Below are 24,350 nucleotides of genomic sequence, written 5' to 3'. Positions count from 1 at the left end.
TATGATCTTCCATTTTTTAATTCCTGATCCATTCCCTCAAAAATGGGGAATTATCATAATATAAATTAACTAAAATTTAACTTGGATTTATTTCAAAAAAATGCTGTGAAATACCCTTGAAAGTTAAATTTTGATTAAATTTGTCTAAACTAAAAAAAATAAAAAATGAGTGCAATTTCTTACATAGAAGCAAGACAGATTTTAGATTCCAGAGGAAATCCTACCATTGAAGTAGATGTATTTACAGAAAGCGGGGCAATGGGCCGTGCAGCTGTACCTTCAGGAGCATCTACAGGAGAACACGAGGCGGTAGAATTACGTGACGGTGGTTCAGAATATCTGGGAAAAGGAGTTCTGAAAGCTGTTGAAAATGTAAAAGAAGTAATTGCAGAGAATTTAGTAGGACAGCCGGTTTTTGAACAAAACTATATCGATCAGATTATGATTGATCTTGATGGAACGCCTAACAAAGGAAATCTTGGTGCCAATGCTATTCTTGGTGTTTCTCTGGCAGTAGCAAGAGCTGCTGCTGCAGAATTGGGAATGCCTCTTTATAAATATGTAGGTGGAGTGAACGCCAACACACTTCCTGTTCCAATGATGAATGTAATCAACGGTGGATCTCACTCAGATGCTCCTATCGCATTCCAGGAATTCATGATTATGCCGGTAAAAGCTGATTCTTTCTCTCATGCATTGAGAAAAGGAACTGAAATTTTCCACAACCTAAAATCTATTCTTCATTCAAGAGGTTTATCTACTGCGGTAGGTGATGAAGGTGGTTTTGCACCAACTTTCAAAGGAACTGAAGATGCTTTGGATACTTTACTTCAAGCTATTGAAAAAGCAGGTTATAAGCCAGGTGACGATATTATGTTGGCACTTGACTGTGCGGCTTCGGAATTCTACAAAGATGGAATCTATGATTACAGAAAATTCCAGACTCCGGATGCAGCCCAGTTTTCAAGCAGCGAGCAGGTTTCTTATTTAGCGGAACTGGCTGCAAAATATCCAATCATTTCTATTGAAGATGGTATGCAGGAAAACGACTGGGAAGGTTGGAAAATGTTAACAGATAAAATTGGTGACAGAGTACAGCTGGTAGGAGATGATTTATTTGTAACCAACGTAGAAAGATTATCCAGAGGAGTAAAAGAAAATATTGCGAACTCTATCCTTGTAAAAGTAAACCAGATCGGTTCTCTTTCTGAAACAATGGCTGCTGTACAAATGGCTCAGAATAACAAATTCACTTCAGTGATGTCTCACAGATCAGGAGAAACTGAAGACTCTACAATTGCTGATTTAGCAGTAGCAATGAACTGTGGACAGATCAAAACCGGTTCAGCTTCAAGATCAGACAGAATGGCAAAATACAACCAGTTATTAAGAATTGAAGAAGCTTTAGGCGAAACTGCGATTTTCCCGGGATTAGAAGCTTTTAAAATCAAAAGATAATTAATCGAATTTATAAATAACGGCAAGCGAAATTTTTAGTTTGCCGTATTTTATGGAAAGTGGTATATTTAAAAAAAATAAATAAATAATGTCAGACAACAAAGTAATATTGAATTACGACGGTAATTCATATGAATATCCAATCGTGGATAGTACTATCGGAGACAGAGGGATTGATATTTCAAAATTAAGAGACCAGACAGGTTTAATCACTCTGGATTTAGGTTACAAAAATACAGGAGCTACTATTAGCGACATCACTTACTTAGACGGAGATAAAGGAGAATTATTCTACAGAGGTTATCCAATCGAGCAAATTGCTGAAAAATCTAACTTCACTGAAGTAATGTATCTTTTATTACATGGAGAATTACCAACTCAGGATCAGTTTACTTCATTCGACAACAATATTAAAAAATATAACTTCATCGCAGACGAAATGAAAAAAATCATTGATGTTTTTCCTCGTTCTGCTCACCCTATGGGAGTTTTATCTTCTTTAACGTCTGCTTTAACAGCTTTCAACCCGAAAGCCGTTAACGTAAACTCTAAAGAAGAAATGGATCACGCTGCTGAGCTTATGATCGCTAAGTTCTCTCACCTTTGTGCATGGACTTACAGAAAAACTCAGGGCTTACCATTAAACCACGGTGATAACAACCTGAACTATGTAGAGAACTTCTACAAAATGGCATTCAGATTACCAAACGCTGATTTCGAAATCGATCCGGTAGTTGTAAATGCTTTAGATAAATTATTAATCCTTCACGCAGACCACGAACAAAACTGTTCTACTTCTACAGTAAGAATGGTAGGTTCTGCCCACACAGGTCTTTTCGCTTCTATCTCTGCCGGAGTATCTGCCCTTTGGGGGCCGCTTCACGGTGGTGCTAACCAGGCTGTAATCGAAATGCTTGAACTTATCGAGAAAGACGGTGGTGACGTATCTAAATATGTTGCTAAAGCTAAAGATAAGAATGATAACTTCCGTTTAATGGGATTCGGACACAGAGTGTACAAAAACTTCGACCCAAGAGCGAAAATCATCAAGAAAGCTGCTGACGATATCCTTAAAGCATTAGGTATCCAGGATAAAGCTCTTGACATTGCAATGCAGCTGGAAAGAGTAGCGCTGGAAGACGAATACTTCGTAGAAAGAAAACTATATCCAAACGTAGACTTCTACTCAGGTATCATCTACAGAGCGTTAGGAATCCCTACAGAAATGTTCACCGTAATGTTTGCATTAGGAAGACTTCCGGGATGGATTTCTCAGTGGAAAGAAATGAGACTGAAAGGAGACCCGATCGGAAGACCAAGACAGGTTTACCAAGGTGCTCAGCAAAGAAACTACATCGATATTGCAAGCAGATAATATTTGCTTATACTATAAAAAAATCCCAAAGCATGCTTTGGGATTTTTTATTTATATCAATTAGCTCAATAAGAAAGCCTGCTTTTTTAAGCAGGCTTTCTTTGTTTATTAAGGACACTGGCATCTGTCGCAAGTCCAGATATAACAGTTTCCTGCATCATCCCATTCACAGCATCTTCTGCCTGTTGAGATTGGAGCGCCTCCCATTACGGATTTTTGTTGATCTCTTCCTAACTTTTGTGCATTTTTCAGCACCGGATTGTTCTTGTTCATGACTTTGATTTTTGGTGTTAATAGTTCAATTTTAAGGTTTATAATTTCGCGAAAATTATATCACTAATATAGGAAATTAAATAATATGATTATCTATTTTTTTGTTCTTATGTAGATGGAAAATAGTAAGTTGTAGATGTTTTTGGAACTATTCACTACAGTTGGCTCATATACAAGGAAATTTTGTTGAAGTGTGTTGATTTTGGGAACCAAATTTAATGCATAAAATAATCCAAAAGTTTTACAGGTAGAGACCTTTACTTATATTTGTAGTATTGCATAAATCTTTATGAGACTAAACATTAAAAACGAAACGGGCAGGCTGAAGTCAGTAGTTCTGGGCCAGCCTAATTCATTGGGGCCGGTTCCCACACTAGAGGAAAGTTATGACGCAAAGTCATATTACTCAATCGAACACAACATTTATCCTAAAGAAGAGGATATTATCAATGAAATGAACGCTTTTGAAGCGGTTTTAAAAAAGTATGGCGTTGAAGTACTGCGTCCCAGCATCATCAAAGATTACAATCAGGTTTTTTCAAGAGATGTAGCCTTTGTAATTGATGATAAAATGATCATTTCCAATGTGATTGCAGACAGAGCAGACGAGCAGGAAGCCTATAAAAGTGTTTTTGAAAAAGTAGCATGGAGAAAGATCATCAATCTTCCCGAAACTGCACATATCGAAGGAGGTGATGTGATCGTATGGAATGATTTCCTTTTCATCGGAACCTGCTTCAGTGAAGATTACAGAAACTATAAGACGGCAAGAACCAATGAATATGCCATTGAAATCTTAAAAGAATATTTTCCGAAGAAAAGAATTATTGATCTGGAACTGAAGAAAAATGATAAAGTTCCTTTTGAAGGTATTCTGCATCTGGATTGTACATTTAATCCGGTAGGTGAAGACAAATGTATTATTTATAAAAACGGATTTGTAGATGAAAGCGACTACCGTTTAATCATTGATATTTTTGGAGAAGAAAACTGTTTCCATATCAATGATGAAGAAATGTTTGAAATGTTCCCGAATATTTTCTCCATTTCTCCTGATGTTGTCGTTTCGGACAAAGCATTCACTAGAATGAATGACCACCTGAGAAACGAGTGGGGAATGACTGTTGAAGAAATTCCTTACAGAGAAATCTCTAAAATGGGAGGCTTGCTGAGATGCTCTACAATGCCGCTTGTGAGAGAGTAATTGAGTTGGAGAGTTTTAGGGTTTGAGAGTGATAGCATTGATTGGTTTGGATATTTTTTTAACTTTAAATAAATAGTAATGTATGTCAACGATCAGATTTCATCAGGACTTAAAAGTGTATCAAAAATCATTTGAAACAGCTCAACTGATTTATGAACTCTCAAAATCTTTTCCAAAAGAAGAACTTTAATCACTTACAGATCAGATAAGAAGATCATCAAGATCTGTAACGGCAAATATTAGTGAGGCTTGGGGCAAAAGAAAATATGAAAAATCCTTCATCGCTAAGCTTACAGACTCAGAGGGTGAAGCAAGAGAAACCCAAACATGGCTTCAGTTTGCTTTTGCCTGCCATTATATGAATGACGAGCAATATAATAATTTGCACAACAAGTATAACCAAATAATAGGGATGTTAGTTAACATGATGAGCCAGTCAGAAAAGTGGTGTTCATTTTCTTCGGTGAATAAAGAAGATAATAATTTGTAAAACGCTGTTCAGACACTCAAACTCTCATACACTAACACCCTCAAACTTAGAAAAAATGCAAACAACAGATACAGTATTAATGATAGAACCGATTGCATTCGGTTACAACGCTGAAACAGCGAAAAATAATTATTTCCAGGTAGAACAGACAGGCTCTGATATCCAGTCAAAAGCGTTGGCAGAATTCAACACCTTTGTCGGAAAGCTGAGAGAAAAAGGAATTAATGTGATCACTATAAAAGATACGTTGGATCCCCACACTCCGGATTCTATTTTCCCGAATAACTGGGTAAGTTTCCATAAAGACGGAAAAGTGGTTTTGTACCCGATGTTCGCTTCCAACAGAAGAGTGGAAAGAAGAGAAGATATTATCGAAAGTATCAAAGATCAAGGGTTTGAAGTGGCTGAAATTGATGACTGGTCTTTCTCTGAAACCCAGGGACACTTTCTGGAAGGAACAGGAAGTATGATTTTTGATCACGATAACAAAATTGCTTACGGTTCTGTTTCTTTGAGGCTGGATGAAAAACTGTTCAGAGAATTCTGTACAAAATACGGATTTACTCCCGTTGTATTCCATTCTTTCCAGACTGTAGGCACAGAAAGGCTTCCAATCTATCACACCAATGTAATGATGTGTGTAGCCGATAAATTTGTCGTAATCTGCCTTGACTGTATTGATGATGAACTTGAAAGAGGAAAAGTAGTGGAAGCTATTAAAGGATCCGGAAAAGAAATCATTGAAATTTCTGAAGAACAGATGCAGCAGTTTGCCGGAAATATGCTTCAGGTTCAGAATAAAGAAGGCAAAAAATTCCTGGTCATGAGCCAGACTGCTTACCAGTCTTTAACTCCGGAACAGGTAGCTGCTATTGAAAAATACTGCGAAATTATCTATTCAGACCTGAATACCATTGAAGTAAATGGTGGAGGAAGCGCAAGATGTATGCTTGCTGAGGTTTTTCTTCCAAAAAAATAATATATTTACAAAAAAAATTAATTGAAACCATTATCAAGTAAAGGTTTACATATTCTTCTGACTTTGGAAACAGAGTCAGAAGATTTGTTATTAGACAGCAAAGGTTTTCTGGCGTTTACAGAAGGAATTCTGGAAACCAAAGAGGTGGAAATTGTAGGCGTTACCAATCATATTTTTGAGAATGACAGCTTTACTTCCGCCGTGATCCTTAAAGAGTCTCACCTTTGTATCCACACGTGGCCGGAATTTAAACAGCTTACTTTCGATGTTTTCCTTTGTAATTATACCCAGGACAATACCACAAAAGTAGAGCAGATTGCAGATGAAGTGGTTCAGTATTTTAAAGCTAATACCATTCAAAAACACAAAATTTACAGATAAAAATGCACTATGTCTGCCCAGCATGCGAATCCGAAAATACATTAGATCTCACCTTTCCTGTTGAAGAATACGTTTGTATGACCTGCTCCCATCTCATTGATGTAGCCTGGAACAAAAAAATTAAACATCTGAAAGTCCCAACGGAAAATGTTGTATTGGATGTCGGACAAAAAGGAAAAATTGACGGTACGGAATATACAGTTGTTGCGATTACTGTTAAAAAATACGGAAACAGTATTTTCTGGCGGGAATATTCCTTAAAAGACAGCAAAGGAAATGATGCTTTCTTGAGTGAGAGCGATGGACATTGGGTATTCCTGATCTCTATACATCCTGATGATTTTAAAGGTAAAGATTCAAAATTACCAACCTATCTCGGGCGAACCTACCGATGGTACGAAAATACTCCATGCACTATTGATGCGGCTGCCGGTTTTTATGATGAACACCTGGATTTCACCATTGCTACCTACAAAGAGTATGTCAACGGAACCCGTATGATCTCTCAGGAGAAGACCAGCAGAAAAAGCCAGTATTTCTATGGAGTTCACATTTCAAAATATGAAGTTAAGAAAGCTTTTAAAATAGCTAATCTGCCCAATTATACAGGAATAGGGATTGTTCAGCCCTATTATTTCGATATCAGACAAGCCTTGAACATCTTTTGTGTGGCTGCATTAATGATTTGCCTGCTCCAGATGTATGTCTACACTTCAAGAACGAACGAAACCGTTTTTGCAGAGACCATCAATTTTGCAGATGTAAAAGACAAAGAAATGGTCAGCAAAAGTTTTACCCTTTCAGGAGGTTCTGCACCATTAAAAGTGAATGCATTTTCAGGTGTTGATAATTCCTGGGCTAATGTTCAGTTGAGTCTTGTGAATGAAAAGACTAACGAAATTGTCTATACCTCAAAAGATATCGAACAATATCATGGGTACGAAGATGGAGAAAGCTGGTCAGAAGGAAGTCAGTCTGAAGAATTTAACCTTTGTGGAGTAAGCTCGGGACAATATCACTTTCTTATTTCAGCAGAAAAGGAAGGATCTTTATTACCTGCATTTTCCGGTCTTCAGTCACCGGATTCAAGGATATTAATCTCCAGGGATAAATCAGGAACAGTAGAGGTAACCGATATCTATAAAGGGCAACCTATCACTTTCATAGACGGAAAGACTTTAGAAAAAGATACAACAGAATTAGGTAAACTGGTGAAAGCTTCCTTTGGAACTTCAAAAATAGATTCTCTTATCAATACAGAAGGGTTAAGACTCACTACAGATCCTATTTCAAACAATACCTATATACAGCTCAAAGCGACCTGGCTTCCTGTTTCATTCTGGAACTTCGGATTCATTTTATTCATAATGATTGCGCTCTTTGTCGCCATGTGGATAGGAAAACATTTCTTTAATGTGAATAAATGGAAGAATAGTTCAAACACCCCTTATCCTGCAAATGATAACTAATATTACCAATTACATAAGACAAAACTGGATACTCTGCTTGATCGGAGGGTTTTTCATGACCTGGTTTGTATACCTTACCTATCAGGGAAATCAGGTCTGCGACTGTGCCAAAACAGAAACATACCGCGACGGAACTACAAGAAGTCATTCCAGAGTAGGATTCTACAGATACTATCACAAATAAAAATATAAAAACTATGGACAACATCAATTTCTTACCCATACTAAACTCGGTTCTTTACTCATTTTTAGGAATCGCTATTCTGCTGGTGTGCTATTTCGTTATTGAAAAGCTTACCCCGGAAAAAACATGGCATGAGATCGCTCAGAATAAAAATATAGCACTGGCTATTGTTTTCGGAGCATTTATCATCGGAATTTCAATGATTATAAGCGCGGCAATTCATGGATAAGAAGAGGATTCCTCTTGAGCTGCTTTTATTGTTTTCAGTATTCGTCATTGCTACATGTGGATTGATTTATGAGCTGGTGGCCGGAGCCCTGGCGAGCTATCTTTTAGGAGACTCTGTAAAGCAGTTTTCTTTCATTATCGGAGTGTATCTCTTTTCAATGGGAGTAGGTTCCTATCTTGCGAAATTCATCAAAGGAAATCTTATTGATAAATTCATTGAGATCGAAATCCTGGTGGGAATCGTAGGGGGAATCAGCTCTGTAGTGCTGTTTATTTTATTTAATACACTCGCACACTTTGAAAGCGTTTTATATCTTTTCGTCTTTTTCACGGGATGTCTCGTCGGAGTAGAAATTCCGCTTTTGATGAACATTTTGAAAGACAGAGTTCAGTTTAAAGATTTAGTTTCAAACGTCTTTGCGTTCGATTATATCGGAGCTTTATTGGCATCGATTCTTTTTCCATTGGTTTTGATTCCGAAATTAGGAATTGTAAAGACACCTTTGTTTTTTGGATTGATCAATATCTCTATTGCGATATTCCTGTGCTATTATCTTACAAAGGAATTATCAAAACCCTTATCCCTGAAAATAAAATCTATCGCGGCATTTGCCTTCTTGCTGGGACTTTTCTTTTTTTCAGATACGATTCTGTCTTATTCTGAAGAAAAACTATATGGCGAAAATGTGGTTTATACTAAAAGTTCACCCTATCAAAGAATCGTTTTAACGAGGAATACGCACGAGTTTCGTTTATATTTAAATAATAACCTACAGTTTTCTTCCACGGATGAATACCGTTATCATGAAGCTTTGGTACATCCTGCTATGTCGATGGCGAAAAACATTGATAATGTCCTGATTTTGGGAGGAGGTGACGGCTTCGCAGCCAGAGAAGTATTGAAATACAAAGACGTTAAAAAAGTAACCCTGGTGGATCTTGATGGTGAAATGACTCAGTTTTTCAAGACCAATGAAACCATGCGCAGGCTGAACCAGAATTCTTTTTCCAATCCAAAAGTAGAAATCATCAATAAAGACGCTTACATATGGGTAAAAGACAGTAAAAAGAAATTTGACGTTATCATCATAGACTTTCCTGATCCGTCCAATTATAGCTTAGGAAAACTCTATTCCCTGCATTTTTATAAAGAACTGGAGAAGCTGACAACGCTTGATACGAAAATTGTGGTTCAGACCACATCTCCATATTTTGCTCCGAAATCTTTCTGGTGTATTGAGAAAACAATCAATCAGATTTTTCCTTTCACAGCAGCGTATCATACCTATGTTCCGTCTTTTGGAGAATGGGGATTTTCGATGGCTTCATTTGAGCCCGTCAACAACAGAGTTTACAGAAAGCTTCCCGGCTTAAAATACTATGATTATAACTTTTCACAGATGTCTTATTTTAATAAAGATATGAAAGTGAAAGATGTAGAAGTTAACCGTCTGGACAACCAGATACTAGTCCGTTATTTCGATGAAGAGTGGGGGAAAGTACAGTAGAAAAGATTTTCTTACAACTATATTTTTAGGTAGCCTTATGCTTCCTTTTTTGCAGTATTGCGGAAAGAAAGTAAAAGCTTTGCTGTTAAAGATCACAGGGACCAATCATGTTCTCGGGCATAGATTATGGGCAAAAGATTTTCCACAGTTTTCTGAAGTTATCCACACTAAGTATCTTATTGTCGGGGGAGGAATTTCCGGACTTTCAGCGTGTAGATTTTTCAGTAAGCATCATAAAAATGATTATCTTCTTCTGGAAATGGAAAACCATCTTGGCGGCAATTCTTCCAACGGACAGAATTCATTTTCAAAATTTCCTTTAGGGGCTCATTATTTACCGTTACCGAACAAAGAGAATACAGAAATCATCGACTTCTTGAAAGAATGTGAAATCTGCTTAGGAACAGAAGAAAACGGAGAACCCATCCTTGATGAATACCAAATGACTTTTCCACAACAGGAAAGACTGTTTTATAAAAATGCCTGGCAGAACGATATTGTTCCGCAAAGAGGAATTTCAGCAGAAACCCAGCAAGAGCTTGCCCGCTTTTTTAAGCTGATGGATGAATTTCGTACAAAGAAAGACACGGAAGGAAAATATTGGTTTGCCATTCCGGTACATGATTCCAGTAGAGAAGATGAGGTTGTAAAGCTTGAAAAAATCATTTTTAAAGACTGGCTCAAAGAAAATAACTTCTATTCGGAAGAACTTCTCTGGCTGCTGGATTATTCCTGCAGAGACGATTTCGGATTAGGAATAGACTACGTTTCAGCATGGGCAGGCATCCATTACTTTGCCGGAAGAAAAAACAACTGGAGCACGAAATATAAAGATCAGGTATTCACATGGCCAGAAGGAAATGCAAGACTGGCAAACCATTTTTCAAAATATACAGAGGGAAAACATTGGCCGGGAAATCTGGTTTTTGATATAAAAATCAATGATAAAGTTGAGGTCTTAAGTTTTGATAATACCCAAAAGAAAACGAAGAAGATCATTGCAGATAAAGTATTGTTTGCAACCCCACAATTTGTGAATGAAAGAATTTTTAATCAAAAAAGAGCATCATCATTTCATTATGTTCCGTGGCTTTTAACCACCATTACCCTGAAGAATGAATTCGGAGGAGATGAAGAGCTGGCCTGGGATAATGTGATCTACGGTTCTTCGGGATTAGGTTATATCTTCGACCAGCACCAGAATCTGAACCAGGTTATAGGCGAAAAAGTGATTACTCACTATAAAAGTTTTTCAACCGGAGACTGCAAGAAAGCAAGGAAAAAGCTCTACACCATGAAAGATGCAGAACTGAAAGATTTAGTTTTAAACGATCTGAAGAAAGCACATCCGTTGATAGAAGATTTCATTCTGGAAATGCAGTTCCATAAAATCGGACATGCGATGATCGCTCCGGTTCCCAACCAGATTTTTGGAGAAGAAACCCAAAAAGCAAAAAAAACGATAGAAGATAAAATTTTCTTTGCCCATTCCGATCTTTCCGGAATATCTATTTTTGAAGAAGCTTTCTATCAGGGAATCCGGACTGCAGAACAAATGATGTAAAATACTACAATGAAACAACCGTGGGTACATAACGCAAAAACAGACTGGTGGTTTATTTTATCACCACCTTTTGTTGTATTGTTGATTATATTTCTTTTTCAGAAACAAATTCAGGGGCTGGAAAATTACTATTCCTTTTATACCTGGCTTTTTCTGATTGTTTTTGTGGATGTGGCTCATGTATATTCTACGCTGTTCAAAACGTATTTCGTAAAGGGAGAAATACAGAAAAATAAACTGCTGTATCTGGGGATTCCTGTTCTGAGCTGGATACTGGGAATAATCCTGTTTCAGTTTGGAAGTCTGACCTTCTGGTCGGTCCTGGCATTGATTGCCGTTTTTCATTTTATACGGCAGCAATACGGATTTATGAGAATCTATGCGCGCTTTGAACCGAATAACTGGAGCAAAAAAATAGATGAGGTGGCTGTGTATTCCGCAACGATTTATCCGATGCTGTACTGGTTTAAAACGCCCCGTGCCTTCACCTGGTTTGTCAACAATGAGTTTGACTGGCTTCAAAATCTTCCGGATTATGTTCCTATAATTACCGTTATCTATTTTGCCATTCTGATAATTTGGATTATTAAAACTGTTGTTGAAGCTTTTAAGACAAAAAAAATTAACATTCCGAAAACAGCACTGATCACCGGAACTTTTCTTTCCTGGTATTTCGGGATTGTTTACTTCAATAATGATCTTCTGTTTACTTTTCTGAATGTGGTTTCTCATGGAATTCCCTATATCGCATTGATCTATATCCGGGAAATAAAGCAAAAAGAAAATCATCAGCTGAACCGGATGCAGATTTTTAAATCCTTTTCAGGAATATTCCTATTTGTCGGAGTCATTTTATTGTTTGCCTTTCTCGAAGAATTTTTGTGGGAAACGCTTGTCTGGAATGAGCACTTTTCCCTGAATGTGGTGATCTCAGAAAATCTCTTTCAGTTTCTGGTTCCTTTACTGGTTGTTCCGCAGCTCACTCATTATCTTCTGGACGGCTTTATTTGGAGAAAACCCAAAAAAGTTAGTTAACTTTGTCCGGAACGTTTAAAATCTGAAAATGAGACAATATTTTTTATCATTAACAATTTTTATTGGAATTATTGTTGGAGCCCAGCAGAAAACATTCTGCAATCCTATCAATATCGACTACGGATATACCCCTTTTGAAGCCTTTTCCAAACAGGGAAAGCACCGCGCTACAGCAGATCCGGTAATTGTCAATTTTAAAAATAAACTTTTCCTTTTTTCTACCAATCAGGAAGGATACTGGTACAGTGATGATATGCTGGATTGGAAGTTTGTAAAAAGGAAATTCCTCAGAGATAACAAATACATCCATGATCTTAATGCCCCGGCAGTCTGGGCAATGAAAGATACTTTGTATGTGTATGGCTCTACCTGGGAACAGGATTTCCCGATCTGGAAAAGTACTAATCCCACCAAAGACGACTGGAAAATTGCTGTGGATACACTGAAGGTAGGAGCGTGGGATCCTGCATTCCATTATGATGAAGATAAGAATAAATTATATCTGTACTGGGGTTCAAGCAATGAATGGCCATTGCTGGGAACAGAAGTGAAAGTAAAAAACCTTCAGTCCGAAGGTTTCGTAAAACCGATTATTAAGCTAAAGCCTGAAGACCACGGTTGGGAAAGGTTTGGGGAATATAATGATAATGTTTTTCTGCAGCCTTTTGTAGAAGGAGCGTGGATGACGAAGCATAACGGGAAATATTATATGCAGTATGGTGCTCCGGCAACAGAATTCAGCGGCTATTCCGATGGAGTGTATGTAAGTAAAAATCCTCTGGAAGGCTTCGAATATCAGCAGCATAATCCGTTCTCTTATAAACCGGGCGGTTTTGCAAGAGGTGCAGGGCACGGAGCGACATTTGAAGACAATTACAAAAACTGGTGGCATGTTTCGACCATCTTTATTTCAACTAAAAATAATTTTGAAAGAAGACTGGGAATCTGGCCGGCAGGATTTGATAAAGATGATGTGATGTACTGTAACACGGCTTATGGCGATTATCCGACTTATCTTCCCCAATATGCACAGGGAAAAGATTTTTCAAAAGGTCTTTTTGCCGGATGGATGCTGTTGAACTATAATAAACCGGTGCAGGTTTCATCTACTTTGGGTGGATATCAGCCCAACTATGCGGTAGATGAAGATATCAAAACGTATTGGAGTGCTAAGACAGGAAATTCCGGGGAATGGTTCGAGACGGATCTGGGTGAAGTTTCGACAATTAATGCCATTCAGATCAATTATGCGGATCAGGATGCAGAATTTATGGGAAAAACGTTGGGGAAAATGCATCAATATAAAATCTATGGCTCCAATGACGGGAAAAAATGGAATGTGATTGTGGATAAAAGCAAAAACACAAAAGACGTACCTCACGACTATGTAGAACTTGAACAGCCTGCAAAAGCCCGTTTCCTTAAAATGGAAAACCTTAAAATGCCAACAGGAAAATTTGCATTAAGCGGCTTCAGAGTATTCGGAAAAGGAGCAGGAAAGCAGCCTGCTAAAGTGGAAGGGTTTGTTCCTCTGAGAGCTGATCCAAAGAAGTATGGTGAAAGAAGAAGTATCTGGATGAAGTGGCAGCAGAATCCTGAAGCGGATGGCTATGTAATTTATTTTGGAAAAACTCCCGATAAATTGTATGGAAGCATTATGGTGTACGGAAAGAATGAGTATTTCTTTACCGGAGCAGACCGAACGGATGCCTATTATTTCCAGATTGAAGCTTTTAATGCCAATGGCGTCTCGGAAAGAACAGCTGTTGCAAAATCTGAATAAATCAATTTAAAAATAAAATATAACACGTTTTGAGGATTCAGGACGTGTTATTTTTTGTTTGCTTTCTTAAGAAATGTTTCTATTTTATTGATAAAGAATTCGTCATTTGGATGTTTATCCCAATCCAGGTGCCCACCATTAAATTGATAAGATTCACGGATAACATGGTTGGCTGTCAAAGCTGAATCCAGTCTTTTTTCTTGTGTAAACGGAATTACGCGGTCCGAATTTCCATAGTAAGATAAAGTAGGAGGGGAATCGCTTTTTATCCATTTCACAGGACTGGCAAAACCTATCTTTGATGTTCCGGTTTGAATTATTTCAGGATCCACAAGTCTGCTTTCCACAAAAGAATACTCCTGATAATTTTTGAAACCCGGATCAGAGAGGTCTGCCGGGCCAACAATGTTAATTACAGCTTTTACTTTTTTATCCGCATCAAACTTGTAGGCATACAACATCGATAAATGGCCTCCGGCGCTGTTGCCTAATAAAATCACATTGGGATGGTAGCCTAGTTTATTTTTTAATAATTCAATTACCTTTTTAATATCATTAGTTTGATTTGGAAGTCCAAAGCTCGTAGCTGAAGCAAGTCTGTAGTTCATATTAACGAAAATATGATCAGGAAATTTCTGCATCATAGAGAGTGTGAAAAAGGTGAGTTGTGATTTATCTCCAGCCCTCCAGCCTCCACCATGAATCATAATAAAAACATCCTTTTCTTTATTCGTTCGTGCAGATGGAATATAAAGATCCATAACCTGCTCTGGATTGTTTCCATAGTGAATATTTTCCTCCTTATCAAAGTGGATATCTTTACCAAGCTTTATCTTTTTTTCTTTGCAAGCTGTCCATAGAAAAAGGAGGCTGAGGGATATCAAAATAATTTTTATATCTTTTTTCATAATGATTAAATATAAAAAATCCGCTGAAAAGAATCAGCGGATACCGTAAGAATAATTAAATATGAAGAAAGATAATTCTCTATCTTGTTCTGCTTTTGATGGCATCTGATGCCCCTTCGATGTCTCTTACCTTTTTCACTTTCTGGTTTCCGAAATTGTAGGTAAGGCTTACGATTAAACTTCTGTTGTAACGGTTTTGGTGGATATAATTATAATTTCCGTTGTCTTGAAAGTCTTCAATTTTAACAATATTGGTATTCAGTACATCATTTACATTCACTGCAAAAGTCCAGTCGTTCCACATTTTTTTAAGACTGAGATCCAGACTCATTAAGTTTTTCAGTGAACCAAGCTCAATCTGCTGTTTGTCAACAAAGAAATAATTAAGTCCGAAGAACCATGTTTTCTTTTTATCAAGACGGATGGTATTATTGGTCTGGATCAGAAGACTGGTAGAATTGGTTTTATTGGTGTAGGTAATAAAGTTTCCATTAGGCCCTTTTTGATCTTTGAAGCGATCCCCGGTTGTAGGATCAGTATCAAGACTTCCATTGTTGATATTATGCTGCACTCCAATATTGAAATTGGTTGTCCAGTACTGTTTGAAAAACGACTTCTGAATACCTACCATGGCCGACATTTCCTGCTTATTTCCAAAGTTGGTTCTGATGTATCTCAATGCAGGATTATCACCAATTTTACCATCCGGTGATACCGGGTATCCCTGAAGCGGAACCTGTGTAATGACGTCCTGAATGTAAGAATGGTTTAAAATCAGGAAATACGAATTTCTGTACATATAGGTAAGTTCCTGATTGTAGTTGGAAGAGGCCTTTACAAACGGATCGTTCTGAGTATAGTTATCATCGGTCAGAATATTTTTTACCGGATTAAGTTCCCAGAAACTTGGCCTTCTCATTCTGCTTGAAAAGGAATAGGAAATATTGTTTTTATCATTAATCGCATAATTCAGGCTGAGATAGGGAAGAAGGTTTTTGTAATTTCTCTCAATTCTTCTAAGGGCTTCTGTGGGAGCGTTGTCAGACGTACCAAGACTGTTGGTGATCTCGTATCTGGCACCTACTTTTCCTGAAAGTTTGTCGGAAATTTTTTTCTCAACAGTAAGATACATTCCGTAGATGTTTTCATCATAGATAAAATGGTTGGGTCTTGAATCCGGAGCTGTTACGGGATTAAATGAATAAGTGATGTTTTTAGAATCGTTATCTGTTTTAGTCTTGTTATAATTTCCACCGACGGAAACGGTAAGATCATTTTTAAACTTTTGATTATAATCCACCATTCCGGAGAAATTATTAATGATCTGCGGAAGGTCCTGAATAACTTGTTTTGTTCTTGCTCCTACATTTCGGTTGATATCTGAGGTAAAGGTTTGGTTATCCGTAAACTGGAACCTTCTGTAGTTGAGGTATGCTGCATTTACATTCAGTTTGCTACCCAGAGAATCCGTTTTTAATTCATAGTTTAAATTCACAGAATTGTTATAAGATCGTGTATTCTCTCTGTTTTTAGACCATGTATATTCCGTATTCGTTTTTTTTATGGTATTGAATAAATCTACCGTTGAATTATAACTTTTATTGGCCCATGTATTCCATGATAAGGCAAGGTTGCTTTTGTCGTTCAGCTGGTAATCAATATTCAGATAACCTCCTATGTTTTTATTCGGATCGTCAATATCCCCGGTAGACTCGTTGGAAGTTGTTGAGGTTCCGTTTCTCAGGGTATAGGTTTGTGCTTCGATATTTTCACCGTCGCTAAGACTGGCACTTACTCCCAGTTTATCTTTTCTGTAATTGGCTGAGAAACTTGCCTGGCTTCCGTTATACTTATTGGTTGTGTTAGACATTCTCATGTTTCCGTTGAGACCGTCACTCATTTTTTTCTTTAAAATGATATTGATGATTCCATCAGAAGATTCTACCTGATACTCGCTGCCGGGAACAGTAATCACTTCAATTTTCTGGATATTTTCAGCCGGAGTATTTTTCAGAAACTGAGCCAGTGACTCAGAATCCATATTGCTTTTTCTTCCGTTGATATAGATCAGAGCATTGTTTTTTCCTGCTATTTTTAATGTTTTATCATCTGTAGAAGATAATAAAGGAGTTTGTTTTAAAAGGTCAAAAGTGGTGTTTCCTTTGGCAACAGGTGATGCTGCCACATCGTATACAAAACGGTCACTTTGCTTTTTGAAAACCTGCTTTGTGATGGTAACACCTTCTATGTTTTTTGTTTTTGCCGTATCAGATTTCTTCTCTTGTGCAAATGCACAGGTACCGAATACAATTGCCATTGACAAAATTATACGTTTCATGTTGTTTTTATTTAAGAGTGGATTTAGTGAAATAAGTGGTTATAGATTAGGTTCTTGATTTTACAGCATCATTAGCCGATTTCATTTCCCTTGCTTTTTTCAGTTTCTGATTTCCGAAATTATAAGTAACCCCTAGGCTCATAAACCTTGGATAATTGAAGTTGGTGATATTGTTAAATTTTCCATCGGGCTGTACGCCTCTAATGCTGTAGAAACTTTGATTAAATAAGTCACTCACTTCCGCTACAATAGTCCAGTCTCCTGCAATTTTTTTCAGACTGAAATCGAAGCTTTGTCTTGCTCGGATCATACCTCCTTCCATGGCAGTCTGGCTGGCAAAGAAGTAATTCACTCCCAGGAACCAGTCTTTTTTAGAAGACAGTCTGATCACATTATTGATGGTTGCAGACATATTATAGTTTTTAACATCAATGATATAAGGATCCACTACTTCAGTTTCTCCCGGAACCGGCATGGAAGTAGGATCTTCAAATACTCCGCCTTTGTAGGTAACATATCCCAGATTGACAGAATAATTGGTTGTCCAGATGTCTTTGAACCAGGACTTGTTCATTCCAAGAGTAAGAGCAATTTCCCTGTTTTTACCATAATTGGTTCTGATATATCTTAAGAATCTGGTAGTTTCCATAATTGGATTTCCTTTGATATCCTTGATGATTTTCCCGTCAGCATCTTTTTTAGGAGCTGTTACCGTTCCCTGCAATGGAATCAGGTCTGAAGCTGCTGCATCTTCCACCATATTAAAACTAAGATTGGCATAGAATGCATTTTTGTACATATAATTTAACTCCTGATTATAATATTTGGAAGCCAGTATAAATGGATTGTTCTGTGTATAATTGGTAGGAGTAAAATAAGTTCTTGAAGGATTCAGTTCCCAGAATCTCGGTCTTCTGATTCTGCTGGAGAAAGTATAGCTCAGATTATGATTGGTATTGATGGCGTAGTTTAAATTCAGATAAGGCAGAAGGTTGTTGTAATTTCTTTCAAAACCTGTTTTATCTACAATATCCCCGGTGCTTCTGGTCATTTCGTAGCGGGCACCAATCTTTCCGGATATTTTCTCAGTCAGTTTTCTTTCATAGTTCAGGTAAATTCCAAGAATATTTTCTTTATAAATGAAGTGATTGGTTTGGTTGGGATCTATGATAAATTCCCCCTTTATTAGTTTATCCTGTTTGGTATCGTTATCTGTATTGGTGTGATTGTAGCTGATCCCCATTAACCATGTTGCGCCTTTCGCTGTCTTTTTCAGATAATCAATATTGGCTGCATAGTTGTTGATAATTTGGGGTACCGCCTGATGCAATGCAGAATATTTGTTAATCGTATCATTCGTTAGAGGAAAACTCTCATTGAAGCTTACTTTATCTCTGTTGAACCACAGGTAAGAAACATTTGATGTAAGTTTACTTCCCAGAGAATCTGTTTTCATCTCATAATTTAAATTGAAAGAATGATTTCTGGTCTGTGCATCCTCGTTATTCACTGTTCTGTTGTTTAAGACTCCGTTTTGCCAGTTGGTAATATCCAGTACAGAATTGAAACTTTTATTGTATCTCATGTTGTAGGAAAATCCAAGACTGTGTTTTTTATTAATTTCATAATCAACATTAAAACCGCCTCCAAAATTTTTGTTAGGATCATCATTAAACCCAAAAGACTCATTTCTGAAAGTAGGATCACCGTTGGACAGCGTATATCTTTGTCTGTCTGTCCAGCTTCCCGTTCTGAAATTGGAATTACCAGACCATTTACCTTGTCTGAAATTAAAAGAAGCTCCTGCATTAGGGTTATTGTAATAAGCCTGCTCGTTCTGCATTTTCAGCGTTCCGTTGTAGCCGTTGTTTTTGCTTTTTTTCATCACAATATTGATTACCCCTTCTTTAGATTCAACCTGGAATTCACTGCCGGGAACTGTAATCACTTCAATTTTCTGGATATCCTCAGAGGGAGTAGACTTCAGCATTTCAATCAACGCCTCGGAATCCATATTGGTTTTTTTGTTGTTGATGTAAATGATTGCATCATTTTTTCCCAAAATCTTCAGCGTCTTTCCGTCAATGCTGGAAATCATCGGTGTTTGTTTCAAAAGAGTAAAGGTGTTGGTCCCTTTAGCTATAGATGAAGAAGCTACATCGTATACCAAACGGTCACCTTGTTTTTTGAAAACCTGCTTCTTGAGATTCACTGCATCAATAGCATTTACTTTCAAACTGTCTTTTTTCTGCTGGGCAGTGATAAGTCCACCGAAAAATAGTGCTGCAATAAGAATTTGAGTCTTCATGATTATTCTTTTTTAATTAATAGCTTGTATGGTTTGTTATTTAACATTACAAAGATATATAATAAATTTAGTATTATGCAATACAAAGTACTTAAAAATATTTTTTAATTATCGCAATTGATTGATTGTCAGTTGATAAAAATTTAGTTTAAAATATTGATTGCTTGATCTTTCTGTATAATAAGACAAATAAATGATGCTAAATGTTACATCAATGAAAGAAATTATGAAAGATTTTTTTAAAAAAATGGATAATTAATACCTGGAATTTATCCCCATGGTCCAGGAATTATGCTCCACACAAAGGTATCTGTGAAGCTGGGCTGTAATATCCGTAAAATAAAAAAGGACCGAAAAGGTCCTTTCATAATATTGTTTATTCTCTGTCGAATCGGGCCAGTTTTTTATCTACCCAAACCGTTGCAAAGGGGAAGAATGCCGATAATAAGGCAAAAACAAAATCTTCATCATCCCAATTATAAATTTTTCTGGCAGGAAGGCAGAGTAGAAGGTAAAGAGTAAAAAATAAACCATGTAAACTACCAATAACACTGATGAAGATGATAGAATATACATTTTCATCATACCGGATCCAGATCATCGCAACACCATACAATAAAAGACATGAAATGGCCTCTGCAAGACAAATCTGCTTAAACCATCTGATGATTTTTTCCTGAGAATATTTTGAGAATATTTTTTCGATGAAGTCCATGAATAATTATTTATAATAGATAAAAAAGGATGTTTTGCTTTTTACTGGATATCCTCTGTATTTTACAGGCTCAAATTTAGTGTATTTTATAAACTTTTTGATCTCTTTTTCAAAATAAGGAATGTATTTCAAATTGTGATCATTATAAATCTCATGACTAAATTGATTCTTCAAAACCTTTCCATTTTGATCTAATGTGAGCGTAACCACAGTACTTGAACGGTATTTTTGAAAAGACGGATTGTAATTTTCATAGCCTTCCGGATAACTAAAATTACGGAAGAAATCTTTATTTAACTGATCATTATCATCACTATACCTGAGATAGCCTCCTTTATAGGTCCATTCACAATGCTCATCATTATCAAAGACTGTATCTGGGTGTTTTTTTACATATAGGGCTACAGATTCTTTAACGAGACCATCCATAAAATCTTTACCAAATTTTTTTTCAGTCAATTTATTCATTACAGAATAATAACAGGCACCGGAATACCCGCCTATATCACTACCCATCCATTCTCCGCCCCAAATGATATTATGCTTTTTTAAAATTGTTTTGAGCTCTTCTCCGGGTAAAAACTTATCACCATCGGGAGCTGCAATATTGATAAAATATTTGTTTTGAATTTCCGAAGCTTTTACAGCCCTGATTGAATCTTCGCTGCAATGCTTTTTATTATAGCTTTTTCTTTCAGCAATAGCAATTTTCTGTAATTCTTTAAGAGAGTCACTTTTTAAAGTTGTTGATTCCTGGGCATATAAACAACATTGCAAAAAAACAGAGAATAAAAATAAATATAGCTTCATTGTTTAATGATAAAAACTACTACCATCCAAATACTCAAAAACTTCTGGTGGCAGCATAGGTCTTACATTTTTACCATCCCTTATCATATTACGGATTTCCGTAGCTGAAAGCTCTATTATGGGTGCTTTTACCAGAGAGATATTTTCATGCTGTAAATATTCCGGATCTTTTTTCTCACCTTCAAATACTCTCGGGTAAACAATAATATGATGATTTTTGATCAGGATATCAGCATTTTTCCATTTGTGAAGGCTTTTCAGATTATCTTCTCCCATGATCAGACTGAAAGAATAATCAGGGTATTTCTCATGCAGATACGTTAAGGTATCAATAGTATAACTTGGTTTCGGAAGAGAAAACTCAACATTGGAAGCTCTCATATTGGGGTAATTCTTTACTGCCAGTTGTACCATATCAAGTCTGTTATGGTCATTCAGTAAAGACTTTTTGTCCTTAAATGGGTTTTGCGGGCTTACCACAAACCAAAGCTCATCCATATCAGAATTTTCCAGAATATAATTGGCCAGAATAAGATGCCCGATATGAATAGGATTAAATGATCCGAAAAATAAACCGATTTTTTTCATTTGTTCAGGTAGCAGGTAGAAGATTATAAATAATAGTAATTAATCCCTGAATTTTACATCCTTGATATTAAGATAATGAGTGACATTGCCTTTCCAGTGATTCTCTTCCAGGGTAAAAGCAAGATCAAAATTTTTATTTTTAAAATCTTCAGCAAACTGTCCGAGTTTGAATCCGACACATTCAATATTTCGTCCCGTAGATTCCTGCTTGATATAAAACTTCAGGTGATTATTATCTTTTCCCATGGTTTTTACATATCCGGAAAGCTTCTGATTGGTTAATGTAAAAATAGGTTTCATATTATGAGGCCCGAATGGCGCCAGTTTTCTGTGGAAATTGATAAACTCTCTGTTGATTTCGTCAATTCTTATTTCCGTATCAATCGTAATAGAAGGTTCCTTTTGGTGCTCCTGGATTTTTTCAGAAACAATTCTTTCAAATTTTTCCTTGAAGGCATCAAACTTATCTTTTTCCATCGAAAGTCCGGCGGCAGCATGATGGCCTCCGAATTTAAGGAAATACTCAGAACACATATCAAGAGCTTCATGTACATCGAAATCAGAAACAGACCTTGCGGAAGCTACCATTTCTCCGTTATTGCCATCGGTAAAAACAAGTGTGGGTTTATAATAGGTTTCAATAAGCCTTGAGGCTACAATACCAATCACTCCTTTATTCCATTCAGGATGATAAACGATAGTAGTATGCTTGGTTTCCTGCTGGGATTCTATAATCTGATTCAGAGCGGAAAGGGTGGAATTCATATCCAGTTCACGCCTTTCATCGTTGAGGTTCATGATATCATTCACAATCTGGTTGGCATGTTTCAGATTGTCAGAAACCATAAGTTCCACGGCTGCTTTACCATGAGAAATTCTTCCGGCAGCATTAATTTTGGGAGCTATTTCAAAAACGATATTGGAAATTTCGAAATGAGAAAGTTTGTCCTCAGGAATCAATAACCTTAAACCAAGATTTCTGGTTTTCCTCAGGGTTTTTAATCCCATTTTAGCCAAAACTCTGTTTTCACCTGTCATCGAAACAATATCTGCTGCAATAGAAATGGCGAGAAGATCAGTCAGTTCAAATAGTTCTGCTTCCGGTAATTTATAAATCGTATTCAGTCCCTGGCAAAGCTTAAAGCCAACCCCGCATCCTGAAAGTTCCTTGAAAGGATAGCGGCAGTCGCTTCTTTTAGGATCAAGCACCGCTGCAGCATTAGGAATCTCTTCACCTGGAAGGTGGTGGTCGCAGATAATAAAGTCTATCCCAAGATTGCTGGCATAGTTGATCATATCCAGAGCTTTAATTCCACAGTCCAGAGCAATGATTAATGAAAAACCATTTTCTTTGGCGAAATCAATTCCTTCCGTGGAAATTCCATATCCTTCAGAATTTCTGTCCGGGATATAATAATCTAAATATTTTTTCTCAACAATTTTGCTGAGATACAGGTACATTAAAGCAACCGCTGTGGTTCCGTCCACATCATAGTCACCATATACCAATATTTTTTCACCGTTTTCAATGGCGGTAGCAATACGCTCTACAGCTTTTTGCATATCTGCCATTAAAAAAGGGTTGTGGATATCGTTAAGGTTCGGTTTGAAGAATTCTCTGGCCTTTTGATAATTGTCAATTCCCCTAAGAACGAGGATTTTAGATTCAAAAGTACCAAAACCAAGTGACGAACTTAGTCTGTCCACAACTTCCTCATCGGGTTCAGGCTTGTAAATCCATTTTTGACTCATTTCACAAAAATAAGGAAAAAAAATAGCATTCAGGGAAGAACTGAAACGAAGTTTTGACTTAATAATTGTTAAAAAAAGGCTATCTTCGTGCTCCAAAATTTTAAATGACTATGAAAAAAATTACTCTATGCTTTCTGTTACTGGGAACAGCATGTTCGATCAACGCACAGAAAATTAATCTTGGCAAAGCAGCCGGAATGGTTTCAAATGGTGCAAAAGCCTTAACATTTACCAACGAAGATGCTATTAAATTATCCAAAGAATCAGTAGAGTGGATGGATAAAAATAATCCTGTAGCAGGACCGAAAGATCCTTACACTGTGAGACTGAACAGGCTGTTTGGAAAACACAAATCTCAGGATGGTCTGAACCTTAATTATAAAGTTTATAAAGTAAAAGATATCAACGCGTTTGCCTGTGCAGACGGAAGTGTACGTGTATTCTCTTCCTTAATGGATATTATGACTGATAATGAACTGCTTGCCGTAATCGGACATGAGATCGGGCACGTAAAGAATCAGGATACCAAAGATGCTATGAAATCGGCTTATCTGAAGGCGGCTGCATTAGATGCTGCTTCCTCAGCTTCGTCAGATGTAGCTTCACTAAATGAAAGTCAGATAGGGAAGATGGCGAATGCATTTTTAGATGCTTCGCACAGCAAAAAGCAGGAATCTGAAGCAGATACTTATTCATATGATTTCATGAAGGCCAATAAGTATGATGTGGTAGGAGCATATACAGCTTTTAAAAAGTTAGCCTTACTTTCACAGGGAAGTACACAGACTAATTTTGAAAAGATGTTCAATTCTCACCCCGATAGCAACAAGAGAGCTGAATCTATCAAAAAGAAAGCAGAGAAAGAAGGCTTATGGAAAGATCCGGGAACGGTTACTTTACCTGCTGCAAAATTGACGAAATAAATATTATTTATTGTTTAAACGAAAACACCTCAAAGCACTGCTTTGAGGTGTTTTTATATAGATTTTAATGTTGTTCA

Annotated in this window: 22 protein-coding genes and 1 pseudogene; 15 read left to right on the top strand and 8 right to left on the bottom strand. The window is 36.9% G+C overall.

Annotated features, from left to right (window positions below):
• Positions 1–165: 165 nt before the first annotated feature.
• Positions 166–1,458, top strand: coding sequence for a phosphopyruvate hydratase (gene eno / locus AB1278_RS21395; protein ID WP_047427629.1), 1,293 nt, complete (start codon positions 166–168; stop codon positions 1,456–1,458).
• A gap of 88 nt (positions 1,459–1,546) precedes the next feature.
• Entirely contained in the window at positions 1,547–2,833 is a 1,287-nt protein-coding gene (locus tag AB1278_RS21390; protein WP_110008563.1) for a citrate synthase, read from the top strand.
• 108 nt (positions 2,834–2,941) lie between these two features.
• On the opposite strand, the gene AB1278_RS21385 is transcribed toward AB1278_RS21390, so the two are convergent.
• Positions 2,942–3,106, bottom strand: coding sequence for a hypothetical protein (locus tag AB1278_RS21385; RefSeq protein ID WP_156121335.1), 165 nt, complete (start codon positions 3,104–3,106; stop codon positions 2,942–2,944).
• Positions 3,107–3,395: 289 nt separating this feature from the next.
• Here AB1278_RS21385 and AB1278_RS21380 point away from each other — a divergent pair, with 289 nt between their 5' ends.
• The 12 genes and pseudogenes from AB1278_RS21380 (at position 3,396) to AB1278_RS21325 (ending at position 13,931) form a co-directional block, all read left to right on the top strand.
• The gene (locus tag AB1278_RS21380; protein ID WP_110008564.1) at positions 3,396–4,310 is read left to right on the top strand and encodes a dimethylarginine dimethylaminohydrolase family protein; all 915 of its coding nucleotides are present in this window, start codon (positions 3,396–3,398) and stop codon (positions 4,308–4,310) included.
• An 82-nt stretch (positions 4,311–4,392) separates the two neighbouring features.
• Positions 4,393–4,500 (top strand): four helix bundle protein, encoded by a 108-nt coding sequence (locus tag AB1278_RS21375; RefSeq protein ID WP_429816889.1) that lies wholly within the window; start codon positions 4,393–4,395, stop codon positions 4,498–4,500.
• Positions 4,501–4,512: 12 nt separating this feature from the next.
• Positions 4,513–4,800 (top strand): annotated as a pseudogene (locus AB1278_RS21370) (four helix bundle protein); the annotation flags it as partial.
• 55 nt (positions 4,801–4,855) lie between these two features.
• Positions 4,856–5,779, top strand: a complete 924-nt coding sequence (gene ctlX, locus AB1278_RS21365; RefSeq protein ID WP_202840835.1) for a citrulline utilization hydrolase CtlX — start codon at positions 4,856–4,858, stop codon at positions 5,777–5,779.
• A 21-nt stretch (positions 5,780–5,800) separates the two neighbouring features.
• Positions 5,801–6,160: an S-adenosylmethionine decarboxylase family protein gene (locus AB1278_RS21360; protein WP_202840833.1), complete on the top strand. Its 360-nt coding sequence runs from the start codon at positions 5,801–5,803 to the stop codon at positions 6,158–6,160.
• Positions 6,161–6,237: 77 nt separating this feature from the next.
• Positions 6,238–7,629 (top strand): DUF4178 domain-containing protein, encoded by a 1,392-nt coding sequence (locus AB1278_RS21355; protein WP_429816885.1) that lies wholly within the window; start codon positions 6,238–6,240, stop codon positions 7,627–7,629.
• Positions 7,619–7,813: a hypothetical protein gene (locus AB1278_RS21350; RefSeq protein ID WP_062673651.1), complete on the top strand. Its 195-nt coding sequence runs from the start codon at positions 7,619–7,621 to the stop codon at positions 7,811–7,813. The genes AB1278_RS21355 and AB1278_RS21350 overlap by 11 nt, the downstream gene beginning before the upstream one ends.
• A 13-nt stretch (positions 7,814–7,826) precedes the next feature.
• Complete coding sequence (locus AB1278_RS21345) at positions 7,827–8,042, top strand: DUF350 domain-containing protein (RefSeq protein WP_062673653.1); 216 nt, start codon at positions 7,827–7,829, stop codon at positions 8,040–8,042.
• The gene (locus AB1278_RS21340) at positions 8,035–9,549 is read left to right on the top strand and encodes a polyamine aminopropyltransferase (protein ID WP_411414606.1); all 1,515 of its coding nucleotides are present in this window, start codon (positions 8,035–8,037) and stop codon (positions 9,547–9,549) included. The genes AB1278_RS21345 and AB1278_RS21340 overlap by 8 nt, the downstream gene beginning before the upstream one ends.
• 37 nt (positions 9,550–9,586) lie before the next feature.
• Positions 9,587–11,113 carry an NAD(P)-binding protein gene (locus AB1278_RS21335; protein WP_429816881.1) on the top strand — a complete coding sequence of 509 codons (1,527 nt, stop codon included), beginning with the start codon at positions 9,587–9,589 and terminating at the stop codon, positions 11,111–11,113.
• 9 nt (positions 11,114–11,122) lie between these two features.
• Positions 11,123–12,148 carry a hypothetical protein gene (locus tag AB1278_RS21330; protein WP_429816878.1) on the top strand — a complete coding sequence of 342 codons (1,026 nt, stop codon included), beginning with the start codon at positions 11,123–11,125 and terminating at the stop codon, positions 12,146–12,148.
• Positions 12,149–12,176: 28 nt separating this feature from the next.
• Positions 12,177–13,931: a discoidin domain-containing protein gene (locus AB1278_RS21325; RefSeq protein WP_202840823.1), complete on the top strand. Its 1,755-nt coding sequence runs from the start codon at positions 12,177–12,179 to the stop codon at positions 13,929–13,931.
• Between the two features lie 47 nt (positions 13,932–13,978).
• Here AB1278_RS21325 and AB1278_RS21320 read toward each other — a convergent pair whose 3' ends face one another.
• From AB1278_RS21320 to recJ, 7 genes are all read right to left on the bottom strand, one after another.
• Positions 13,979–14,839 carry an alpha/beta hydrolase gene (locus tag AB1278_RS21320; RefSeq protein WP_202840821.1) on the bottom strand — a complete coding sequence of 287 codons (861 nt, stop codon included), beginning with the start codon at positions 14,837–14,839 and terminating at the stop codon, positions 13,979–13,981.
• Between the two features lie 79 nt (positions 14,840–14,918).
• Positions 14,919–17,177, bottom strand: a complete 2,259-nt coding sequence (locus tag AB1278_RS21315) for a TonB-dependent receptor domain-containing protein (protein ID WP_429816874.1) — start codon at positions 17,175–17,177, stop codon at positions 14,919–14,921.
• Positions 17,178–17,223: 46 nt separating this feature from the next.
• Positions 17,224–19,485, bottom strand: a complete 2,262-nt coding sequence (locus AB1278_RS21310; protein WP_429816871.1) for a TonB-dependent receptor domain-containing protein — start codon at positions 19,483–19,485, stop codon at positions 17,224–17,226.
• A gap of 376 nt (positions 19,486–19,861) precedes the next feature.
• The gene (locus tag AB1278_RS21305) at positions 19,862–20,200 is read right to left on the bottom strand and encodes a DUF3817 domain-containing protein (protein WP_202840814.1); all 339 of its coding nucleotides are present in this window, start codon (positions 20,198–20,200) and stop codon (positions 19,862–19,864) included.
• Between the two features lie 6 nt (positions 20,201–20,206).
• Positions 20,207–21,010 carry a hypothetical protein gene (locus AB1278_RS21300; RefSeq protein ID WP_343643408.1) on the bottom strand — a complete coding sequence of 268 codons (804 nt, stop codon included), beginning with the start codon at positions 21,008–21,010 and terminating at the stop codon, positions 20,207–20,209.
• A 3-nt stretch (positions 21,011–21,013) separates the two neighbouring features.
• Complete coding sequence (gene nadD, locus AB1278_RS21295; protein WP_429816867.1) at positions 21,014–21,598, bottom strand: nicotinate (nicotinamide) nucleotide adenylyltransferase; 585 nt, start codon at positions 21,596–21,598, stop codon at positions 21,014–21,016.
• A gap of 39 nt (positions 21,599–21,637) precedes the next feature.
• Positions 21,638–23,350 carry a single-stranded-DNA-specific exonuclease RecJ gene (gene recJ, locus AB1278_RS21290; protein ID WP_227940877.1) on the bottom strand — a complete coding sequence of 571 codons (1,713 nt, stop codon included), beginning with the start codon at positions 23,348–23,350 and terminating at the stop codon, positions 21,638–21,640.
• 110 nt (positions 23,351–23,460) lie between these two features.
• Between recJ and AB1278_RS21285 the strand changes: the two genes are divergently transcribed.
• Positions 23,461–24,273 (top strand): M48 family metallopeptidase, encoded by an 813-nt coding sequence (locus AB1278_RS21285; protein ID WP_202840808.1) that lies wholly within the window; start codon positions 23,461–23,463, stop codon positions 24,271–24,273.
• Positions 24,274–24,350: the final 77 nt, after the last annotated feature.

The organism is Chryseobacterium sp. NRRL B-14798, from assembly GCF_050470705.1.
Classification (GTDB): Bacteria; Bacteroidota; Bacteroidia; order Flavobacteriales; family Weeksellaceae; genus Chryseobacterium; species Chryseobacterium cupriresistens.
The sequence above is the reverse complement of the archived record's forward strand: the minus strand, read 5'-3'. Positions and strand labels throughout refer to the sequence as shown.

Coding starts and splice junctions, on each gene's coding strand:
- eno (WP_047427629.1), top strand. CDS start 166: ATGAGTGCAATTTCTTACATAGAAGCAAGACAGATTTTAGATTCCAGA.
- AB1278_RS21390 (WP_110008563.1), top strand. CDS start 1,547: ATGTCAGACAACAAAGTAATATTGAATTACGACGGTAATTCATATGAA.
- AB1278_RS21385 (WP_156121335.1), bottom strand. CDS start 3,106: ATGAACAAGAACAATCCGGTGCTGAAAAATGCACAAAAGTTAGGAAGA.
- AB1278_RS21380 (WP_110008564.1), top strand. CDS start 3,396: ATGAGACTAAACATTAAAAACGAAACGGGCAGGCTGAAGTCAGTAGTT.
- AB1278_RS21375 (WP_429816889.1), top strand. CDS start 4,393: ATGTCAACGATCAGATTTCATCAGGACTTAAAAGTGTATCAAAAATCA.
- ctlX (WP_202840835.1), top strand. CDS start 4,856: ATGCAAACAACAGATACAGTATTAATGATAGAACCGATTGCATTCGGT.
- AB1278_RS21355 (WP_429816885.1), top strand. CDS start 6,238: ATGACCTGCTCCCATCTCATTGATGTAGCCTGGAACAAAAAAATTAAA.
- AB1278_RS21350 (WP_062673651.1), top strand. CDS start 7,619: ATGATAACTAATATTACCAATTACATAAGACAAAACTGGATACTCTGC.
- AB1278_RS21345 (WP_062673653.1), top strand. CDS start 7,827: ATGGACAACATCAATTTCTTACCCATACTAAACTCGGTTCTTTACTCA.
- AB1278_RS21340 (WP_411414606.1), top strand. CDS start 8,035: ATGGATAAGAAGAGGATTCCTCTTGAGCTGCTTTTATTGTTTTCAGTA.
- AB1278_RS21335 (WP_429816881.1), top strand. CDS start 9,587: ATGCTTCCTTTTTTGCAGTATTGCGGAAAGAAAGTAAAAGCTTTGCTG.
- AB1278_RS21330 (WP_429816878.1), top strand. CDS start 11,123: ATGAAACAACCGTGGGTACATAACGCAAAAACAGACTGGTGGTTTATT.
- AB1278_RS21325 (WP_202840823.1), top strand. CDS start 12,177: ATGAGACAATATTTTTTATCATTAACAATTTTTATTGGAATTATTGTT.
- AB1278_RS21320 (WP_202840821.1), bottom strand. CDS start 14,839: ATGAAAAAAGATATAAAAATTATTTTGATATCCCTCAGCCTCCTTTTT.
- AB1278_RS21315 (WP_429816874.1), bottom strand. CDS start 17,177: ATGAAACGTATAATTTTGTCAATGGCAATTGTATTCGGTACCTGTGCA.
- AB1278_RS21310 (WP_429816871.1), bottom strand. CDS start 19,485: ATGAAGACTCAAATTCTTATTGCAGCACTATTTTTCGGTGGACTTATC.
- AB1278_RS21305 (WP_202840814.1), bottom strand. CDS start 20,200: ATGGACTTCATCGAAAAAATATTCTCAAAATATTCTCAGGAAAAAATC.
- AB1278_RS21300 (WP_343643408.1), bottom strand. CDS start 21,010: ATGAAGCTATATTTATTTTTATTCTCTGTTTTTTTGCAATGTTGTTTA.
- nadD (WP_429816867.1), bottom strand. CDS start 21,598: ATGAAAAAAATCGGTTTATTTTTCGGATCATTTAATCCTATTCATATC.
- recJ (WP_227940877.1), bottom strand. CDS start 23,350: ATGAGTCAAAAATGGATTTACAAGCCTGAACCCGATGAGGAAGTTGTG.
- AB1278_RS21285 (WP_202840808.1), top strand. CDS start 23,461: ATGAAAAAAATTACTCTATGCTTTCTGTTACTGGGAACAGCATGTTCG.